The sequence below is a fragment of the Thermococcus argininiproducens genome (genome assembly GCF_023746595.1).
GTDB lineage: Archaea > Methanobacteriota_B > Thermococci > Thermococcales > Thermococcaceae > Thermococcus_A > Thermococcus_A argininiproducens.
The window spans coordinates 1,795,909-1,814,385 of the sequence record NZ_CP080572.1 but is presented as its reverse complement, the minus strand read 5'-3'; the positions used below and the strand labels follow the sequence as shown (position 1 = coordinate 1,814,385).

Genomic DNA, 18,477 nt, shown 5'->3' with positions numbered 1-18,477 from the left:
CATGCCAAGAACTAAAAAAGTCGGATCAGCTGGAAGATTTGGACCAAGATACGGTCTTAAGATTAGAAGAAGAGTGGCTGCAGTAGAAGAGAAAATGAGGCAAAAACACACCTGTCCAGTATGTGGAAGAAAAGCTGTTAAGAGAATAAGTACAGGAATATGGCAATGTCAAAAGTGTGGTGCCACATTTGCTGGAGGAGCTTATTTACCAGCCACACCGGCTGGAAGAATTGCTAAGAGGGGTGTCTCAAGCCTATAACCCCTTAAACCTTTTTGGTGGTTGACATGGTGGAAGCATTATACAGATGTGCAAAATGTGGAAAAGAATTTAAAATGGATTTAGCGGTTGTTCGAGAAATTCGCTGTCCTTATTGTGGGGCCAAGATAATTTACAAGCCCAGACCTAAGGTGGGCAGACGGGTCAAAGCAATTTGAATTGCGCTTTTTTAAAACTATCAAAAACCTTTATAACCTGTTTTTGACAAACCAACAAGTGATCAGAGATGATGCTGATAACAACATCCCATAGGCCTACAAGAAGGACAAGAAGCTTTGGACATGACTTAGAGCGTATTTTTCCAAATTCTACCTATTTGACTAGAGGTAAGAAAACTATCCAAGATCTTCTTGTTGAGGCTTATGATAGAGGGTATGAGAGGCTATTAATTATAAATGTCTGGAAAGGGAATCCTCTTAAAATGACTTTTATTAAGGTTTCTCCCGATGATTGGGGGTATATGGGTTATCTCTACCTTCATGGCATTAAACTTCAAAGAGAAATTGGGTTTAGAAACATTCGTTTGATCAGAGAGGAAATGCCATTTATTGTAACAACGGCCAAACGGGTGGATCTTGATCATATTATTTTTGGTCAAGTATTTGCTGAGCTCACAAATGGCAAGTTTATACCCCGTAATGATAGAAATCTCCAGTACATAGCTGATAAATACAATACTGATGTTCTTGGTGTTATAGAACGTCATCCAAGGGGAATGGCGGTGAACTTTTATCGTTTTGATGTCTCAAAGGATAAACCAGTGGGGCCATTGATAAGTGTTAAAATATGGATAATGGAAGATGGTAGGAGATGGGACTACAAGGAAAAGCTTGGCATCAAGAGGAGCGAGGGCACATGAGCAAAATAAGAGGCTCAATTGAAATAGAATTTCCAAATGAAGAGGTTGCAAGAGTTGTTTATGAGAGTGTTCTTTTTGAACATAAAACTGTTCCTTACAGAAGGAGTAAACTGGACTTTTCTCTAAATGGATCCAAAATAATAATAAATTTTGTGGCAGATGATAATTCTGCTTTAAGGGGTACAATTAATTCCTATCTCCGGTGGATTAAAGTTGCCCTTGAAATCACCGAGCTTTAGTTAACTATTTAAATGTCCCTTGAGAGTATAGCTCGGATATTGCGATTATGGAGGTGTTGCTATGCAGAATATCCCACCACAAGTGCAGGCGTTGTTAGGGCAGTTGGAGAGTTATCAGCAACAGATTCAACTTGTTATTCAACAAAAGCAACGAATTCAAGTTGAACTTAATGATGCTAGAAAAGCTCTTGAGGAAATTGAGAAGAGTGAGGATGAGAGTCCAATATACAAAACAGTCGGTACCCTAATAGTCAGATCAACAAAATCCAAGGCTTTAGGAGAACTCAATGAGAAAATTGAGACTCTTGAAGTGCGTTTAAAGGCCCTAGAAAGACAGGAGCAAAAGCTCAATGAGAAAATTAAAGAACTCACCCAACAGATTCAAAGTGCTCTTAGAGGCGGTATTGCTGGTTGATCTCCTTTTTTAAACTTTTGCACGTGGTCATCATGAAGAGGGTTGTCCATATAGGTCTCCCTGAGCTGACAGAAGAGAAGTTAATAGAAGTCGGAGAACTGGCTCAAGAAGCCGTGATAGATTATATCTTTAAGTATTTGACTAGAAGTGAGGTAAAAGATATTGAAGTAACAGCAAGAATAAACCGTGAAGATACCCTTGATCTGGAGCTTGAAGTCTATTTAGAGGTTCCAATATTTGTGAAAGTAGATGTGGATACTCTAGTAGATGAAGCTATTGAAAATGCGTATAAAAAAGTTGAAAAAAGGTTGATGGAAATTGCAGGGGAAAATAAAGCTCAAAAGATTTCTAAATGAAGCAGAGGAAAGAAATTATACCTTTTTACTCCTGTGTCATCATAATGCCGATCCAGATTCTCTGGGTAGTGCTATTGCTTTCTCAAGATACTTGACCAGTAGAGGACTGAAAAATAAAATTGGGGTTGCTCAAAGTGTTTCATCTTATGCAAAGAGACTTCTCCAATTTGCCGAGGTGGAAAAGGATCCAGAGGTTGGGGAAGATGTTGTAGTGATTTTCGATACTTCCTCTATTGAACAGCTTGAGCCAATTAAAATTCCTGAAGGGAAATATGTAGTGGTTATTGACCATCATGCTGAAAAAGAAAGTCCTATAAATGCGGATATTTGGATTGTAGATTCTTCTAGGACATCTACTGCTGAGATAGTATGGGAGCTTCTTAATTACTTAGGATTTTATGATGAAATTTCGGCAAGAGTCATTTTAGCAGGAATAGTTACAGATACTGCCAACTTTAGATACGCAAATTCAAAGACCTTCAAAACGGTTTTTAGCATTCTTGAAAAGTTTAACATACATATGGGGGAGGTCTATAATCTTGTTCTTCCTGTTACCGATGAAAACATAGATCAGGCAAAGAGAATTGCCATCCTGAAGGCCTGTCAACGAATGGAAATTAGAAAAGTGAAGAATTATATAATTGCGATTTCAAAGATTTCTGCCTATGAATCACTTGCGTGTAAAATCTTCCTTCAGTTGGGGGCTGATGTTGCGATTGTAGGGAGTGAAAAGAAAGGGGTTAGAATCTCAGCTCGTGCTAAAGAACATTTAGTTAAGAAAGGACTTCATCTTGGTAAGCTTATGGAGAGAGTAGGCCCAATTATAGATGGTTCTGGAGGAGGACATTCTGGAGCTGCTGGAGCAAACGGAAAGAAAAATCTTGATGATGCCGTTAAGTTTTTAGTGAAAGAAATCGAAACTTTTCTAAAGAACTTGGGGTGATCCAATGAGTAGGTGCCCCCTTTGTGGTGAAGTGCTTAAGTGGGAAGATCTTATTGAGCAGATGCTCACTTTGAATAACTTTAAGGAATTGCTCAAAAATAGGGATTCTTTTTTATCTACGTTGGACACTTTCATATTTACGTGTCCGAAATGTGGTGAAGAATTCTATGGAAACAGTTTAAGTCAGAATGAAGCGAGCAAGGTCTTTGAGCTTCTTAATGAATTTAAGGGTAGTATAGACTATGAGAATAATAAAGTCAAATTGAAGCTCACTAATTTGTTAACTCTTGACTTAATGTTAGAGGAGTGGGACAGGAGGGTTAAGAATACTCGGTGATGATTATGATGGAAGATATATCTGATTTTGTAGAGAGGGGGGATTTTGGGAGTGCATTGGAGTTGGCCTTAAGGATTAAAGATCCCTTCTCGAAACTTGAAGCCCTTTCATACATTTATCTTTATGTAGAAGAGGTAAAGTACATGGAAGCGCTTCTAGGGAGAATGTTGGAGGTAGTAGACTCTTTAAAAGAAGTACTGGATAAGGCAAGAGCACTAGCATTAATTGGATACACTCTTCTAGCTTCTGGAGATAGCAAAGGTGAATACTTTTTTAAAAAAGCACATCAACTAGTTAGATCTATTGATTATTCTCTTTGGAGAGCTGATGGGTATGCATATCTAGCATATTACATGGCGTTAAGTGGGAAGCATAGTGATGCGTTTTACTATTACAATGTGGCATATGAAACAGCAACAAGATCTTCTGAACCATATTCTAAAGTTCTTTCTTTTCTTTATACTTTGGCGCAACGAATTGTAGAGAGTGCAGATAAGGTACGTTCTCCAGAAGCTAGAGACTTTTATGAACTAGCAGCAGGAATCTATGAAGATATTAGAAGGAATCTTAGTGCTCAAGAGCTAAAGAAAAAAGCTTCTCTTATAGAACTTGCAGTAGAACATGGGAGTAAAGTCGTTTCAGACTTTCTTGAAAAAAGAGATTTAGAAAGTGCAGTTTTCGTTATTAAATACTTGCCAGAAGAAGAAAAGATTTTAGCATTATTGGAGATAGCTTATTGGCTTGTTCTTCATGATAAAAAAGGTTTGGGTAATAGTTTAGTAGAAGAGGCTTTTAGAATGGCTGCTGAAAGAAAGCTTCAACCTGAGGATGAATCCCTTAGAGATATTGCGTTCAAATTTTTGAAAATAGGTCAGCTTAAGGAGGCTCTAACCATAGCAGCCATAATGGATGATAGGGAACTTGCTTCTCAAGTATTTGCTAAGATTGCTCTAGCGTATGCTAAGAGAGGTGATAAGCTTAAAGCTGTTACAGTTGCGGAGGCAATATCAAACGAAAGTGTTAAGAAAGAAGTTTTAAAAGCAATTGAAGGTGGGAATGATGTGGGACACGAGTAAGGATTATCGCTTACTTGTAGCAGAGAAAGCAGTGGAGCTTTTCTTAAAAACAGTTGAAGGAGCGAAATTTAAAGGTAAGTGGGACAAGAAGAAAGCAATACAGCTTGCTAAAGAAATGATTCCTGAACTTCAAGCTATGAGGTACTCCTACTTAGAGCCCTCTGAACTTACTGAGACTCCCCAAATGAAGGAACTTGTAAAAAAAGCACAAGGGATAATTGAAGCACTTGGGGGAGAGGAATGGTACATTAAATTTCTAGAACTGGCTGACAAGCATGAAAAGGAAAAATTGGAAGAATCTATTGCAAAGATAAGATTTTTCTTGAATACTATAATGGGCCTGAATAAAAGGTTGAAATTTGGAAAAATAAATGATCCTGTAATTGCTGTTGATATAAGAGTTGGAGAGGTCATGAGTGCTGGTAAACACCCAAATGCAGATAAGCTTCTTGTATGTAATGTAAATCTAGGTGATAGGGCCATTACAGTAGTAACAAATGATTTAAGCGTAAAAGAAGGTCACAAAGTCGCTGTAGCATTACTCCCTCCTGCAAACTTTAGGGGAATAACAAGTGAGGGAATGTTTTTAGGGGCTGGTGAAGGCGTTTTAAAGGATGTAAAAGGGGACGTTGGAGGACTTCCAAAAGGTGTTCCTTTGGAGGCTTTTAAAGAGACTAGGAATCTCGTTGAAGCATTTTTGAAAGGTTGATTCTATTTTCACACTTTTCTTTGGACATCTACTTTTTGAAAACTCTTTGTTATGAGATAGAAGTATCTTCACAAAAACTATAAACTATAAGAGTGGTATTATTTATTGGTGCTATCAATGGTGAGCTCATACTTTAAGAGGCTCCTTCTTGATCTTGGAATTAGTGAAGAAAGAATCGAGATGCTTGAAGGGAAAGGGGGAATAGTAGAAGATGAGTTTGAGGGCATAAAATATCTCAGATTTAAAGATTCAGCCGGTAATCTAAGAAGAGGTACCGTGGTTTTTGACCATCATAATATCATATTGGGCTTTCCTCACATAAAGAGAGTTGTCCAGCTGGAGAAAGGTATAAAAAGAGTATTTAAAATGAAGCCGTTTTACGTGGAGGAAAAAATAGATGGGTACAATATCAGAGTGGCTCAAATTGAGGGAAGAGTATTTGCTTTTACAAGAGGGGGTTTTATATGTCCCTTCACTACAGAGAGGATTGAAGATTTTGTGAACATGGAATTTTTCAAAGATTACCCTAATTTAGTACTTTGTGGGGAGATGGCAGGGCCTGAAAGCCCCTATCTTGTTGAAGGTCCACCCCATATAAAGGAAGATATTCAGTTCTTTCTCTTTGATATTCAAGAGAAAAAGACTGGCAAATCAATTTCTGTGAAAGATAGGATAAAAATGGCAGAAGAATATGGAATTCCAAGTGTTGAAGTTTTTGGGATGTATAATATTTCAAAGATAGATGAACTTCGACAACTTATAGAAGAGCTCAGCACGCAACGCCGAGAAGGGATAGTAATGAAGAGTCCCGACATGAAGAAGATAATTAAATACGTAACGCCATATGCAAATATAAATGACATACGAATTGGAGCACGGGTATTTTTCGAGCTACCACATGGATATTTTATGCAGAGGATTAAACGTTTGGCCTTTTACTTAGCAGAAGAAAAAATCAGAGATGCAGACTTTGAAAGATATGCAACTGCTCTCGGAAAAGCACTTTTGGAACCATTTGTGGAGAGTATATGGGATGTAGGTGGTGGTGAGGAAATAGCAGAGATGTTTACTGTGAGAGTAAAACATATTGAGACTGCATATAAGATGGTCTCACATTTTGAGCGTCTTGGATTGAAGATTCATATTGAAGATATAGAGGAAACATCTAATGAGTATTGGAAGATAACATTTAAGCGAGTTTATCCAGAAGCTACAAGGGAAATTAGAGAACTCTGGAATGGACACGCATTTGTAGATTGACCGCCTTAAACTTTTTATATCTCTTTAATGCATTCGAAAGTAGAGGTGAAAGAATGGACTGGAAGCGAGGTGCATATCCTGAGTTTAAAATGGAAGATGTTCTCATCACACTCTTTTTGGTGAAGACTCCAAAAGGTCGTAAACAGATTTCTGAGGAATTAAGTCTTGGAGAAGGTACTGTTAGAACCCTTTTAAAGAAACTTGCTGCTTCGGGCTTGATTGAGTCCCAACAAAAAGGTCATTTTCTGAGTGAGAAAGGAATTAAAGTTGTAAACGAGATTTCTACTCTTTTTTCAGAACCTGTTGAGATAGAACCTATAGAAGGCTTCCCTGCATGTGCTCTCATTGTGAAGAACCCTCCTGAGTTTAAGAGTATAGAGTTGAGAGATGAAGCTATTAGATTTTTTGCGAAAGGAGCCATGATTTTACTATGTTCTAAGGGAGAAGTGATATTCCCTGAGGACAGAAGGCCCTTAAAGGACACACTCCCTGAGATAGATAGAGAAGTGAAGAGATTACCTCTCAAAGATGGAGATTTAGTCGTAATAACATGGGCAGAAAGTCGAACAAGTGCTATTAAGAGTGCTATTCATGTAGCGGTGGTTTTAAAAGGAGATTTGTTGCCCAGTGAGATCAGAAAACTGGCGGAATAAATTTGAGGTGTTCAAGATGAAGATAAAGCATCCCTTAAGTAAAAAGGAAGTTAAGAGGATAATAGAAGATATGAGTAAAATTTTTGGAGATGAGGTGGCAAAAAAGCTTATATCTAAGAATGATCAGGTTCTAATAGGAGAATTCGATAAAAAAACTCAGATACTCTTTGTTAACAAAAAACCGCGGTTTATAAAGAGGGAAGACCTTATTTTTCCCTTGGTTATAGCCTTGTATGAAATCTCAAATGTGGAGGATCTGAGAAAATGGAAACGTAGAGTAGTTGTGGACCAGGGAGCAGTACCTTATATTCTAAATGGGGCTGATGTCATGGCTCCAGGTATAGTAGATGCAGATGAAGAAATAAAAGAGGGGGATTTCGTTTTTATTGTAGAGGAACAATATGGGAGACCTTTAGCTATTGGAATAGCTTTATTAGATGGAAAAACTATGAAGGAAAAGAAAAAAGGAAAAGCTGTGAAAGTGATACATCATGCAAAGGATAAAATTTGGGAGTTGACGGTGTTATGATGGAAAAGAAGAAGATTAGAGTGGTTACAGGTGGAGTTTTTGATATCCTACATGTGGGTCATATCCATTTTTTGCAGCACGCAAAAGAACTTGGTGATGAACTTATAGTGATAGTGGCACATGATAAAACTGTTGAGGAAAGAAAAGGTAGGATGCCTATAAATTCTATGTATGAGAGAGCAGAGGTCTTAAAGGCTCTTAAAATGGTAGATGATGTGGTTATTGGGGAACCTGATTGTATAAGTTTTGAGTTAGTTAAAAAGCTAAATCCCGATATTATTGCTTTGGGACCAGATCAGAATTTCGATATTAATGTTCTTAAAGAAGAGCTGAAAAAGAATGGTATTAACGCCGAGGTTATAAGAATTCCCTATTCCTACAAAAGCGACATTGCCAAAACTAGTAAAATAATTCAAAAAATAGTAGAGATATTTTGCGAGTGATTTTAGCACCTCTGATTTTACCAAATTTTGGTGATTATAAAAATGTGAGGATTTAACTTAAATCGTAATCTATAGCTCCGTCTAAGATTCTCTCAACTATTGGATTTGCTCCGACACTTCTTTTCTTTTCACCCGAAACCCTGTCAAAGAGGTTCTCGAGTTCTGAGTCCTTATTTATTCTCCTATCTATTGGATTTGATATTATTATGTTGTCTTCCTCGCTAAGTGCGTGTATATCACTACTGAGGATGTGTGGAGATCTAACTCCTGTCATTATAACCATTGCTCTAACGACCTTTCCAAGCTCTTTGTCGATTCTCGCGCCCCATTTTATTTCGGATTTTGCTCCAAGCTTTTCATAGACTATCTGCATCGCATCGTTTATCTCTCCAAGACTGACATCTGGTCCGACTGTAAAGTGAACTAGTGCAGATTCGCCGCTTCCGAACTCAACTTCAAGCATTTTGTTGTTTAGTGCATTGTTTATTGCGTCAACAGCCCTTCTATTAGAATCACTCTCACCAATTCCAATCAACGCTGCTCCACCATTTTTCATAACACTATAAACGTCGGCAAAATCAATATTAACCATAGAAGGGAGCATTATTGTCTCTGTAATACCTTTGACCATTCTTGCTATTATCTCATCTGCAAATCTGAATGCTGCGGAGATCGGTAATTTTGGTACAAGTTCAAGAAGTTTATCATTTTCTATTATCACTACAGTATCAGAGTATTTAAGCAGGGCTTGTATCCCAGCTTTTGCTTTTTCGATTCTTTTTGTTCCTTCATTCCTGAATGGATATGTCACAACACTTACAATGAGTGGCTCTTGAATTCTCCCACCATTTCTAGCTTCTTCTTTTATTATTTTTGCAACTACCGGCGCTGCTCCAGTTCCAGTACCATTACCCATTCCAGCAGTCAAAAATACGAGATCCACGTCTCTAACAACATCAGCAATTTCATCTCTACTGGCCTCTGCGGCCAAATACCCTATTCTTGGGTTTCCACCAGATCCTTTTCCATGAGTTATATTCTTTCCAAGAAGAATTTTCCTGTGTGCTTTTGTCCTTGCCAAGTGTTGAGCGTCAGTGTTCATTGCTATCAGTTCTGCTCCTTCTACGCCTAATTCGTAAAGTCTTGTGATAGTATTGTTCCCAGAGCCACCAATGCCTATTATTGCTATTTTAATGAAAGCTTTAGAGACATCTAGATCACTGAGGGTTTCTTGGATTTTGTCATCATTGTTATTTATATCTAAATTAATACCGGCTTGTTCTAATATCTTAAACACCATTTATATCACCCCGATAATTTTATTTGACCACGTATTCTGGTATTCTCCTTTCTTCTGACTCAGTGACGTAGAGTTCTTTTTTTACTAGTTCTCTGATAGCCTCTCGAATTGCTTCACTTCTGTTAGGGTAGACTCCTCTCCTAACTAAACTGTCAAGGGCATTTATGAGTCCTTGTGGTAGTTGTACACTGATGATTTTCATTTTGGCCATGGTAGTCTCACCTATACATGAGCGTAGCTAATGAATATGTTGTTTTAATTAGTTAAATACTTTTTGTCTGTGATTTAATACTGTCATATTATTAATTTCAAAAAATTTTTAAAAAATAGGCCATAAAATTAAATTTTTTAAATGACTACACACTTCTGTATAAACAAAAACTTTAATAAATAACGAATAAATCACTTTTGGGGGATGTAATGAAAGTGCTGAGATACGATAACAAGAGGATTGTAATTGCAAAAATTCTGATTGAAAATATTACCTCGATTTTTGAAATACTTCCCAATAATGTTCAAATATTGAATATTAAATGTTGGGAACAAGTAGCATTTGCTACAATATTAGCACTAAGATCCTTTGAAAGAGGCACAAACAAAGCCAAGACAGTTAAGGGGGAGATTCTCCTGAGAGCAAGTGGAACACTTCAGATAAAAGATGCCATATCACAAGTTGGAGCGAAAGAAGGAGAAAATTTCCTTGTGGCTATTGGGGAACATGCAGAAGAGGATTTGAGGGATATAGTTATAAAAACATCTGCAAAGGAACTCCCGATTGTAGATTGTGAGGAAGAAAAAGTAAAAGAGCTTTTCGAGCGCGCTGCTTTGGTGGATGTGCTCTAATATTGTCTAATTATGTGTATTCATAACCATAATTTTGAGAATTTTTGTATTTCTGTGCTCAAAACTGAAGCTTTCTTTTCGATAAATTTATAAGAACTCCTCCTCACTCATAAATGCCATCTGGAGGGATGAATTATGCGTTATAGGAAGCATAAGTATTTTGTAGCAAATCGTATAAATCTAATTCAAAGGTCAAAGATTAGGGAGCTCTTTGAAAGGGCTTCGAAAATGGAAAATGTAATCTCTTTGGGGATAGGTGAACCTGATTTTGATACTCCTCAAAACATAAAAGATGCTGCAAAAAGAGCACTTGATGAAGGATGGACTCATTATACTCCCAATGCAGGAGTCCCAGAATTAAGGAATGCAATCTCAGAGTATTATGCTGATCATCATGGTATCGAGATCCCAGTTCAAAATGTTCTCGTAACTGCTGGGGCTTATGAAGCCACTTATCTGGCATTTGAGAGTCTATTAGAAGACGGAGATGAAGTAATAATTCCTGATCCAGCATTTGTGTGTTATGCTGAAGATGCAAAAGTAGCCGAGGCAAAAGCTATTAGATTGCCATTGAGAGAAGAAAATGATTTCCAACCAGACCCAGATGAGCTCCTCGAGCTGATTACTAAGAAAACAAGAATGATAGTTCTCAACTACCCAAACAACCCTACTGGAGCAACTCTAGATGAAGATATAGCTAAAGCCATTGCAGATATTGCTCAGGACTATAACATTTATATTCTTAGTGATGAACCGTATGAGCATTTCCTTTATGATGGGGCAAAGCATATACCAATGATAAAATATGCTCCAGATAACACAATACTCGCAAACAGCTTTTCAAAAACATTCGCCATGACTGGGTGGCGTTTGGGCTTTACAATTGCTCCTGAAGAGATCATCAGAGACATGATAAAGCTCCATGCTTATATCATTGGAAATGTTGCTTCATTTGTCCAGATTGCTGGTGTTGCTGCACTTAGGGAAGAAGCAAGCTGGAAGGCTGTAGAAAATATGAGAAAAGAATACGCAAAGAGACGGAGGCTTGTTCTAGAGAAGTTGAAAGAGGTTCCATACATAAAGGCGTTTGAGCCAAAGGGAGCATTTTATGTCTTTGCTAACATAAGGGAGACTGGAATGAAAAGTGAGGAGTTTGCGGAGTGGCTTTTAGATAAAGCTGGAGTAGTAGTAATTCCAGGAACAGCATTTGGGCCCAATGGTGAGGGATACATAAGAATAAGCTATGCCACAAAACAAGAAAACCTATTAGAGGCAATATCACGAATGAAAAAAGTTCTTGAAGGTCTTTGATTTTTCAATTCCTTTTATTCGAGGTGATAACAAATGAAAGAAATTCTCTATGTTTTCATTGCGATATTTCTCGCTGAATTAGGTGATAAGACACAGCTTGCTACTATGGCATTTGCTTCCAAATATGGATGGATGAAAGCATTTCTTGGAGCCATATTGGGGCTAGCTTTTGTGAATCTTATAGGTGCCTTTGTTGGAGACAAAATTGGAGATGCCTTGCCATTAGAGGTTATTCATAAGGGAGCAGGATTGCTTTTTATCCTTTTTGGGATTTTAATGATCTTTGGAAAGTTGTGAGATGACTAGGGGGTCATGAAAATGAGAATTAAGTCTATTGTTTCTCTTTTCTTTTTTCTAATGGGAGCATATTTTGTGGGAATGGCCCTTCTAAGTGTGGAAGAAAAATCAGTTGCAATTGGGTTTATGGCCATAGCTTTAGTTCACTTTCTGGTTCTTTTTGGGGTTTTGGGGAGTGTAGAAATCGTTATACAAGTTGGCACGTATATAACCCTTCTTGACTTAATATTTGGTATAATTTGGATTTTGGTAAGTTTTGAACCCGCTTCAGTAAGTCTAACCTTTTTGGCAGCTATTGTTCTTGTTCTGATCACAAGCGAGGAGTTTAAAAATGAGATAGAGTTTGGTTAGTAGTGAGAGAGATGAAAGGGCGAGGATATATAACGCAAATAAGTTTTGATGGATACGGAGTATTGGATCTTCAAAAACCGGTCCATGTACCTTTTACTGTAATTGGTGATTTAGTGGAAGTTAGAAAAACATTCAGACGATTCGGGAGATACATAGCTAGAGAGTTTGAAATCATTGAAGAATCGCATCTAAGACAGAGACCGCGATGTTCTCATTTTGAAAGATGTGGAGGTTGTTTTTGGCAGCATATAAAATATCAAGAGCAACTTAATCTAAAAAATGAGCTTTTTAGGAAGGCCACTGGAATAGAAGCTCCAATAAAAGGATCACCGAAAATCTGGGGTTTTAGAAATATTAGCAACTTTATAGTTTCTACTAGAGGAATTGGATTTAAACAGAGGGAATCCCAGAATGTTGTAGAGGTGAAGGAATGTCCTATTTTCTCGAACAAAACGTCGAAATTCTTGCTTACATTGAAGAAGTTCATGAAAGAGGAAAGACTCATGCCATGGGATTCAAAGCAAAAATTTGGTGAGATACACTATCTTTCCGTTAGAGAAGGGAAATTCACAGGAGACATTATGGTAAATATGATTGCCCACATCAAAGAAGTGCCTTCAAGTTTTATCGATTACTTCGATTTTGCGGGCTCCATTTATTGGAGTTTTAAAGATGATAGTAAGGACGATCCTAGGGGCACCCCGGTCCTTGTAGGTGGCTCTCCCTACATAAGAGAAAAAATTGGGGATGTTATGTATCTAATCCACCCTAATAGCTTTTTCCAGACAAACTCCTATGCTACTCGTCTTCTTTTGAAAGCAGTATGGGATTTCATAGAAGGCGAAAGCGTATTTGATCTCTATGCTGGCGTGGGCACTTTTGGAATCTACCTAGCAAAAAGAGGCCTTAGAGTTGAAGGGATTGAAATAAATTCACTTGCAGTTGAGATAGCAAACAAAAATGCCGAAATTAATGGGGTAGATGCTAGGTTTTCAGTAGGAGATGTGAAGGATGTTGAAATAGGAGATTATGATACTGTCATTGTGGATCCTCCTCGAAAAGGGTTAAAAGAAGCAGTTAAGCTGATAGCAAAAAGCAAAGTAAATAATCTAATTTACATCTCTTGCAATCCACAGGCGTTTGTGAGAGATTATAAACATTTAAGAGAAACTTATGAAATTGAGGATGCGGTCTTGATTGATATGTTCCCTCATACTTCTCATATTGAAGCTGTTATAAAACTTAAGTTGAAGTAACTCTTTTTAAAAACTCTTCAACATCGCTTGGCACTCTTATTCGGATGTAAGAATTGTCTAAGTTGATGAACTCACCTCCAGGCACTGTTACAATGCCTCTTTCTAAAAAGTAGGAGTATGTATCACTTTCTCTCCCACAGAGAAAAATAGGGGTAGCTTTGTGGGTTTTTGCTATACAAAACTCTTTCTTTAGGAACTTTATTAGCCTTGCTTTATTACTTTTCACCCCCTCTATAACTGTTTTTAAGAAGTCCTTATCCTCCAAAGCAAGAACTGCTGCTTTTATTGAGAGCATAGTTGTGGAAAATGGGAGGTGAATTTTTGTTAAAGTTCTCCGTATCTCTCCTCTGGCTATGCAATACCCGATTCTTAGACCAGCAAGTCCAAACCCCTTTGAGAACGACCTTGTAACTATAATATTCTCATTTTCAAGGCTTATTGCAGAGTTCTTTTTTGGCATAAAGTCTCCAAAGGCCTCATCAACTATTACAAGTGCACCTTTTTTCTCTGCTTCTTCTACAATATCTTTGATATCTTTTAAAGATAAAACCTGTCCTGTGGGGTTATGGGGATTGTCAACATAAATGAAGGTTGTTTTCTTAGTTATGTTATTTATTATCTCATTAACATCGATACTAAATTCATCTTCTTCCTTAAGAGGGACGTATTCATAAACTGCACCATTTGCTATTGCATCGTTAATGTAGGGTAAGAATTGCGGAGCGTAGCCTAAAACCACGGACCCTTTGGTTAATAGCTTGTTGATCATTTGTAAGCATCCCATTGACCCGGCTCCAAGAAAGATTTCCTCTTTACTTAGGTTTCCCCAGTATTCTGCGATAGATTCCTTGAGCCTTTCTTCTCCGGAAGGATAAAGATAGATGTCTTGAGGGTTTACTCTTGTGATTCCTTCTAATACTCTAGGAGAACATCCGAATGGGTTATGGCCTAATGCACAATCCAAATAGTTGCCCTTTGGCAGGTCTTTTGCATAATCATCTTCTATTTTGGAAAGCCTTTTTAGTGTCATTTGTGTTCACCAAAAGAAAAATTAAGAGGCAGAGCCTGCCTTCGAGAGCTTATAGAGGGCCCATATGAGAGGTCCGTATATTATGAGGACCACGAAGAGTGCTATTATATAAACCGTGCTCATTCTCTCACCCCAGTATAAACTGTGAAATGTATATCACTACTATCACTATTGGGTACAGGTATTTCACCCAAGGTTTCCAAATTCCTGGAATTTCTATGAGTGCACTTTTTCTGACTTCCTCGTAAGCTTTTTCTACTCCGAGCCTTATCAATGCTAAAGCAGCTATAAGAGCTCCTAATGGCCCTATATAAACGGTTGAGATGTTAATCAGCCATTCAAAGTATGAAGGATTGAGTGCCGAAGGGGCTCCCACTATAAATGTTAAGAGACCTAGAAGAATTGAGGCGTTTCTTCTGTTCAAGTTGAGCTTTGTTATTGCTGAATCCACGTATACCTCAAGCATTGAGACTGTTGATGACAATCCAGCGAATATTAACAACAGGAAGAACAATGCGCCAAAAAGTATTCCTCCTGGCATTTTTTGGAAGACCATGGGAAGTGTGACAAAAATTAGTCCTGGTCCTGCTGTTGGTTCAAGCCCAAATGAAAACACTGCTGGGAATATTAAGAAACCAGCTGTGACAGCCACAGCTGTATCTCCAAAGGCTGTTGCTATTGCCGAGAGAGGTATGTCATCACTTTCCTTTAGGTAGCTTCCATAGACTACCATTGTAGTTCCAAGGACACTCAATGAGAAGAACATTTGTGATAGAGCTATCATCCATGTCTTTCCACTCATAACTTTGCTCCAGTCAGGTAATAGGTAAAATTTAAGCCCTTCATAAGCATTAGGTAGAGTAATACTTCTTATCGTCAGTATAATAAGGAGCACAAACAATGCAGGCATCATTATCTTGTTGGCCCGTTCAATACCTTTCTGAACTCCCATAGCAACTATGCCTACTGTTATCGCTATTACAATAAACTGCCATAATATTGCTTCTTTACTGAAGGCTAAAGTATCAAAGAACGCTCCTGGATTAACCCCCGCTAGCTCTCCAGTAAGTGAGGCTATAAAATACCGGAGTATCCAGCCAAGTACTAGGGAATAGAATGCAAATATCATTATCATTATCACGTTTACTAGCAATCCAAGGTATTTTCCGCCAGGTAATGCTTTTGCGAATGCTTCTATTGGTCCTCCTTTTGTTGCTCTTCCGAGAGTCCACTCTACTGTAAGTCCAACCACTCCAACAGCAAACAATAAAATAAGATACGGTATCAAGAAGGCCGCTCCACCGTAGAGGCCAGTTCGCATGGGAAACATCCAGATGTTTCCTAAGCCTACTGCACTTCCTACAGCTGCTGCAACAAACCCTACTCTACTTCCCCAAGTTTCTCTAACCACAAGGAACACCCCCAAAAGCTTTTGAGACGGTTAAATCAGTGCCAAAAACAATCCCTACCTTTGACTAATAGAAAAGCGTCACCAACTATACTCCCAAAAACACTCACTCCAGCTCATCATGGTGCATCAACGCATTAAAATGGAGTTTATCTATAAAAATTTTTTCCATCTTAATTTGTCATTGTGACAAAATATGAAGTAAGTGAATTTAAAGTCTATTCATAATAATTCTAACATTTTTTCCTACTTTGTATATTTTGTATTCTTTCCTTCATAGCGTCGAGCTCACTGAGGAGAAGGCAAGAGTTACCTTGAAGTACTTGGCTCCTCAATGTTTCTTGCATTTTCTCTTGAAAACATTTCCTCCAGAGCGGGGAAAATATTAGATAAAATATACCATAAGCTTGTTCAGCTTAATTAGTTCCTAGCTTTTGGGAGTTTTCCTTTTATAACTCATTAAGTTAAAAAAATAGGAAAAACTCACTTGAATTTTCTCAATGCTATCTCAGCTGCGATTGTTATGGGATCAATAGTGGGGCTTATTGGTGGGGCATAAGCAGTTTCGCTATATGCTACATCTTCAACACTTGCTCCTTTTTGAGCTACAAGGCTTAGCGCCATGATTCTGCCCCAAACTCTTTCTCCACCTACTATCTGGGCTCCTATTAGTTTTTTATCCTTCTTTCTAAACATGAGTTTCACTGTGATAGGCTTTCCTCCAGGATAGTACTCTGGTTTGGTGGATCCTTTAAATTTGCCAATAACTACATCAATTCCCTCTTTTTTTGCTCTTTCCTGCGTTATTCCAAATGTACCAATCTCTAAATCAAAAAGTTCGGTTATTGCAGTATTGAAGACTGGTTTAAACTTCACATTTCTGCCAAAGATATTTTCAGCAGCCACTTTTGCCATTCTAACTGCTGTTGTTCCGAGCTGACTTAGAATCCGATTTCCGGTTACTGCATCATAAACCTCCGCGCAATCTCCAATGGCGTATATATCTGGGTCACTGGTTCTGAGGTACTCGTCCACTATAATTCCTTTGTTAACCTCTAAATTCGCCTGCTTTGCTAATTCAGTATTTGCCCTGACTCCAGTGGCCACAAGGACTAAATCGGTCTCAATTTTTTCTTCCCCTATTCTTACTGCATTTACAGGGTTTCCTATAATCTCACTCACCGCAGCACCAAATCTAAATTGAATTCCTTTTTCTTCCATATGTGACTGGATAATGGAGGCCATATCCTTGTCGAGCATGGTGGGGAGTAAATGCTCAAGAAGCTCTACTACAATGACATCCATTCCGATTTCTCTAAAAGCAACAGCACCCTCGAGTCCAATTAGGCCTGCTCCTATAACTAAAGCTTTTTTAGGATTCCGTTCTTTTATATAATTTTGAATTTGCTTTACATCGTCCATTGTTTTTAAAGTGAAGACCCCCTCACTTTCAACTCCTTTTATTGGAGGTACAAACGCTTTTGATCCAGTGGCTAGAACCAACTTGTCATATGGTATTTCTCCTTTATCTGTAACTACGACTTTTCTTTCTCTGTCTATAGCTTTTGCTTCAGTCTCAAGCAGTAGCTTTATCTTTTGTTTTTCATAAAATTCGGTGGGAAACACAACAATGTCCTCAAGCTTTGGTATTTTACCACTTAATGTAAAAGGCAAAGCACAGGGAGAATATTGCATTGTCTTTTCTTTTCCAATAACGATTATCTCGGCTTTTCTGTCTATTTTTCTTGCAAAAAGCGCGAAATTGCTACCTGCCGTACCAGAACCGATTACAACAATTTTCATTATAACACCACCATATAGAAAGGAATGCGAGAAGTATAAAAAAATTGTGAAATTAAGGTTCAACTAATGTGCCTTTATGCTTTCCTTTTATTGCATCGAATAAAGTCCTTGCATCTTCTTTGCCAATGATAAGGGTTCTTATCTTTCCTCTCTGGATAAACTTTGCTGCAAGGGCATCAACAACCCCGCTCCCACCAGCTTTAGTCTCACTTTGCATGGCTATTTCTACTAGTTTTTCAGTTGATATCCTTTCTAATTTCTTTGCATTTGGATTTTTCTTGGGGTCGCTGTCGTAAACTCCATCCACATTTGTAATGACCACAAGTAGGTCGGCTTGGAGATACTCTGCCAAAAGTGCTGCTACAGCATCAGTGGTATGCCCAGGATGAGTTCCTCCCATTATCGGGATTTTTTTCAGTTGCATGACTTCCCAGGCTTTTCTGAAGTCACTTACTACGAAAGGATACGCCTTCTCTCTAAGTGCGGCTATTAGAAGCATTGCATTGGCTCTTGTTATATGGATTCCAATATAATCCTTGAAGGTTTCATTCGGAGTAAAAGTCTTTGCTGCCTGAATATATTCTCTTGCGACTTTTCCTCCTCCAACAACAACTGCAATTTCATGATCTTCACTGATTTTTGTTAACTGGTAGGCAATTTCGTCTATAAACTTGACATCTGGCTTATCTGGAACTAGAACAGATCCTCCTATATCAAATACTATTCTCATGGTAACCCTCCTTAAGTTGAGGAAGTTTGATTTATAACGTTTTCCAAAAATG

The 18,477-nt window shown here is 38.0% G+C and carries 25 protein-coding genes; 19 read left to right on the top strand and 6 right to left on the bottom strand.

The window, feature by feature from the left end:
• The first annotated feature begins 1 nt into the window (after position 1).
• The 14 genes from K1720_RS09875 (at position 2) to K1720_RS09810 (ending at position 8,096) form a co-directional block, all read left to right on the top strand.
• Complete coding sequence (locus K1720_RS09875) at positions 2 to 259, top strand: 50S ribosomal protein L37Ae (protein ID WP_055283929.1); 258 nt, start codon at positions 2 to 4, stop codon at positions 257 to 259.
• Between the two features lie 26 nt (positions 260 to 285).
• Entirely contained in the window at positions 286 to 435 is a 150-nt protein-coding gene (locus K1720_RS09870; protein ID WP_251949053.1) for a DNA-directed RNA polymerase subunit P, read from the top strand.
• Positions 436 to 503: 68 nt separating this feature from the next.
• Positions 504 to 1,136, top strand: coding sequence for a ribosomal biogenesis protein (locus tag K1720_RS09865; protein ID WP_055283933.1), 633 nt, complete (start codon positions 504 to 506; stop codon positions 1,134 to 1,136).
• The gene (gene pcc1, locus K1720_RS09860; protein WP_251949052.1) at positions 1,133 to 1,375 is read left to right on the top strand and encodes a KEOPS complex subunit Pcc1; all 243 of its coding nucleotides are present in this window, start codon (positions 1,133 to 1,135) and stop codon (positions 1,373 to 1,375) included. The genes K1720_RS09865 and pcc1 overlap by 4 nt, the downstream gene beginning before the upstream one ends.
• Positions 1,376 to 1,436: 61 nt before the next feature.
• Complete coding sequence (locus K1720_RS09855; protein WP_251949051.1) at positions 1,437 to 1,790, top strand: prefoldin subunit beta; 354 nt, start codon at positions 1,437 to 1,439, stop codon at positions 1,788 to 1,790.
• Between the two features lie 32 nt (positions 1,791 to 1,822).
• A complete protein-coding gene (locus tag K1720_RS09850; protein ID WP_251949049.1) occupies positions 1,823 to 2,146 on the top strand; it encodes a DUF3194 domain-containing protein in 324 nt (107 codons plus the stop codon).
• The gene (locus K1720_RS09845; protein WP_251949047.1) at positions 2,109 to 3,089 is read left to right on the top strand and encodes a DHH family phosphoesterase; all 981 of its coding nucleotides are present in this window, start codon (positions 2,109 to 2,111) and stop codon (positions 3,087 to 3,089) included. The genes K1720_RS09850 and K1720_RS09845 overlap by 38 nt, the downstream gene beginning before the upstream one ends.
• Before the next feature lie 4 nt (positions 3,090 to 3,093).
• Complete coding sequence (locus K1720_RS09840) at positions 3,094 to 3,426, top strand: hypothetical protein (protein WP_251949045.1); 333 nt, start codon at positions 3,094 to 3,096, stop codon at positions 3,424 to 3,426.
• A 5-nt stretch (positions 3,427 to 3,431) separates the two neighbouring features.
• Positions 3,432 to 4,502, top strand: a complete 1,071-nt coding sequence (locus K1720_RS09835; protein WP_251949044.1) for a hypothetical protein — start codon at positions 3,432 to 3,434, stop codon at positions 4,500 to 4,502.
• Positions 4,486 to 5,211, top strand: a complete 726-nt coding sequence (locus K1720_RS09830) for a tRNA-binding protein (protein ID WP_251949042.1) — start codon at positions 4,486 to 4,488, stop codon at positions 5,209 to 5,211. The genes K1720_RS09835 and K1720_RS09830 overlap by 17 nt, the downstream gene beginning before the upstream one ends.
• Positions 5,212 to 5,328: 117 nt before the next feature.
• Entirely contained in the window at positions 5,329 to 6,471 is a 1,143-nt protein-coding gene (locus K1720_RS09825) for an RNA ligase (RefSeq protein WP_251949041.1), read from the top strand.
• Positions 6,472 to 6,524: 53 nt separating this feature from the next.
• A complete protein-coding gene (locus tag K1720_RS09820; protein ID WP_251949039.1) occupies positions 6,525 to 7,124 on the top strand; it encodes a DUF4443 domain-containing protein in 600 nt (199 codons plus the stop codon).
• 16 nt (positions 7,125 to 7,140) lie between these two features.
• Positions 7,141 to 7,653 carry an RNA-binding protein gene (locus K1720_RS09815; RefSeq protein WP_251949037.1) on the top strand — a complete coding sequence of 171 codons (513 nt, stop codon included), beginning with the start codon at positions 7,141 to 7,143 and terminating at the stop codon, positions 7,651 to 7,653.
• Entirely contained in the window at positions 7,650 to 8,096 is a 447-nt protein-coding gene (locus K1720_RS09810; protein WP_251949035.1) for an FAD synthase family protein, read from the top strand. Before K1720_RS09815 ends, K1720_RS09810 begins: the two co-directional genes overlap by 4 nt.
• A gap of 52 nt (positions 8,097 to 8,148) precedes the next feature.
• On the opposite strand, the gene ftsZ is transcribed toward K1720_RS09810, so the two are convergent.
• Both ftsZ and K1720_RS09800 read right to left on the bottom strand, forming a co-directional pair.
• A complete protein-coding gene (ftsZ, locus tag K1720_RS09805; protein WP_251949033.1) occupies positions 8,149 to 9,396 on the bottom strand; it encodes a cell division protein FtsZ in 1,248 nt (415 codons plus the stop codon).
• Between the two features lie 19 nt (positions 9,397 to 9,415).
• Positions 9,416 to 9,607 (bottom strand): ribbon-helix-helix domain-containing protein, encoded by a 192-nt coding sequence (locus K1720_RS09800; RefSeq protein WP_167888054.1) that lies wholly within the window; start codon positions 9,605 to 9,607, stop codon positions 9,416 to 9,418.
• 209 nt (positions 9,608 to 9,816) lie between these two features.
• Between K1720_RS09800 and cgi121 the strand changes: the two genes are divergently transcribed.
• The 5 genes from cgi121 (at position 9,817) to rlmD (ending at position 13,454) form a co-directional block, all read left to right on the top strand.
• The gene (gene cgi121, locus K1720_RS09795; RefSeq protein ID WP_251949031.1) at positions 9,817 to 10,239 is read left to right on the top strand and encodes a KEOPS complex subunit Cgi121; all 423 of its coding nucleotides are present in this window, start codon (positions 9,817 to 9,819) and stop codon (positions 10,237 to 10,239) included.
• A gap of 135 nt (positions 10,240 to 10,374) precedes the next feature.
• A complete protein-coding gene (locus tag K1720_RS09790) occupies positions 10,375 to 11,550 on the top strand; it encodes an aminotransferase class I/II-fold pyridoxal phosphate-dependent enzyme (RefSeq protein WP_251949029.1) in 1,176 nt (391 codons plus the stop codon).
• A 33-nt stretch (positions 11,551 to 11,583) separates the two neighbouring features.
• Positions 11,584 to 11,847, top strand: a complete 264-nt coding sequence (locus tag K1720_RS09785) for a TMEM165/GDT1 family protein (protein WP_251949019.1) — start codon at positions 11,584 to 11,586, stop codon at positions 11,845 to 11,847.
• A gap of 21 nt (positions 11,848 to 11,868) precedes the next feature.
• The gene (locus K1720_RS09780) at positions 11,869 to 12,198 is read left to right on the top strand and encodes a hypothetical protein (RefSeq protein WP_251949017.1); all 330 of its coding nucleotides are present in this window, start codon (positions 11,869 to 11,871) and stop codon (positions 12,196 to 12,198) included.
• A gap of 11 nt (positions 12,199 to 12,209) precedes the next feature.
• Positions 12,210 to 13,454: a 23S rRNA (uracil(1939)-C(5))-methyltransferase RlmD gene (gene rlmD / locus K1720_RS09775; RefSeq protein WP_251949015.1), complete on the top strand. Its 1,245-nt coding sequence runs from the start codon at positions 12,210 to 12,212 to the stop codon at positions 13,452 to 13,454.
• Here rlmD and K1720_RS09770 read toward each other — a convergent pair.
• The 4 genes from K1720_RS09770 to pyrH all read right to left on the bottom strand — a co-directional run bounded on the left by K1720_RS09770 (position 13,441) and on the right by pyrH (position 18,425).
• Entirely contained in the window at positions 13,441 to 14,484 is a 1,044-nt protein-coding gene (locus tag K1720_RS09770) for a pyridoxal phosphate-dependent aminotransferase (protein ID WP_251949013.1), read from the bottom strand. The two genes, rlmD and K1720_RS09770, sit on opposite strands and share 14 nt — an antisense overlap.
• Before the next feature lie 127 nt (positions 14,485 to 14,611).
• Positions 14,612 to 15,895, bottom strand: a complete 1,284-nt coding sequence (locus K1720_RS09765) for a sodium-dependent transporter (protein WP_251949011.1) — start codon at positions 15,893 to 15,895, stop codon at positions 14,612 to 14,614.
• 480 nt (positions 15,896 to 16,375) lie between these two features.
• Positions 16,376 to 17,695 (bottom strand): NAD(P)/FAD-dependent oxidoreductase, encoded by a 1,320-nt coding sequence (locus K1720_RS09760; RefSeq protein ID WP_251949009.1) that lies wholly within the window; start codon positions 17,693 to 17,695, stop codon positions 16,376 to 16,378.
• 52 nt (positions 17,696 to 17,747) lie between these two features.
• Complete coding sequence (gene pyrH / locus K1720_RS09755) at positions 17,748 to 18,425, bottom strand: UMP kinase (RefSeq protein WP_251949007.1); 678 nt, start codon at positions 18,423 to 18,425, stop codon at positions 17,748 to 17,750.
• Positions 18,426 to 18,477: the final 52 nt, after the last annotated feature.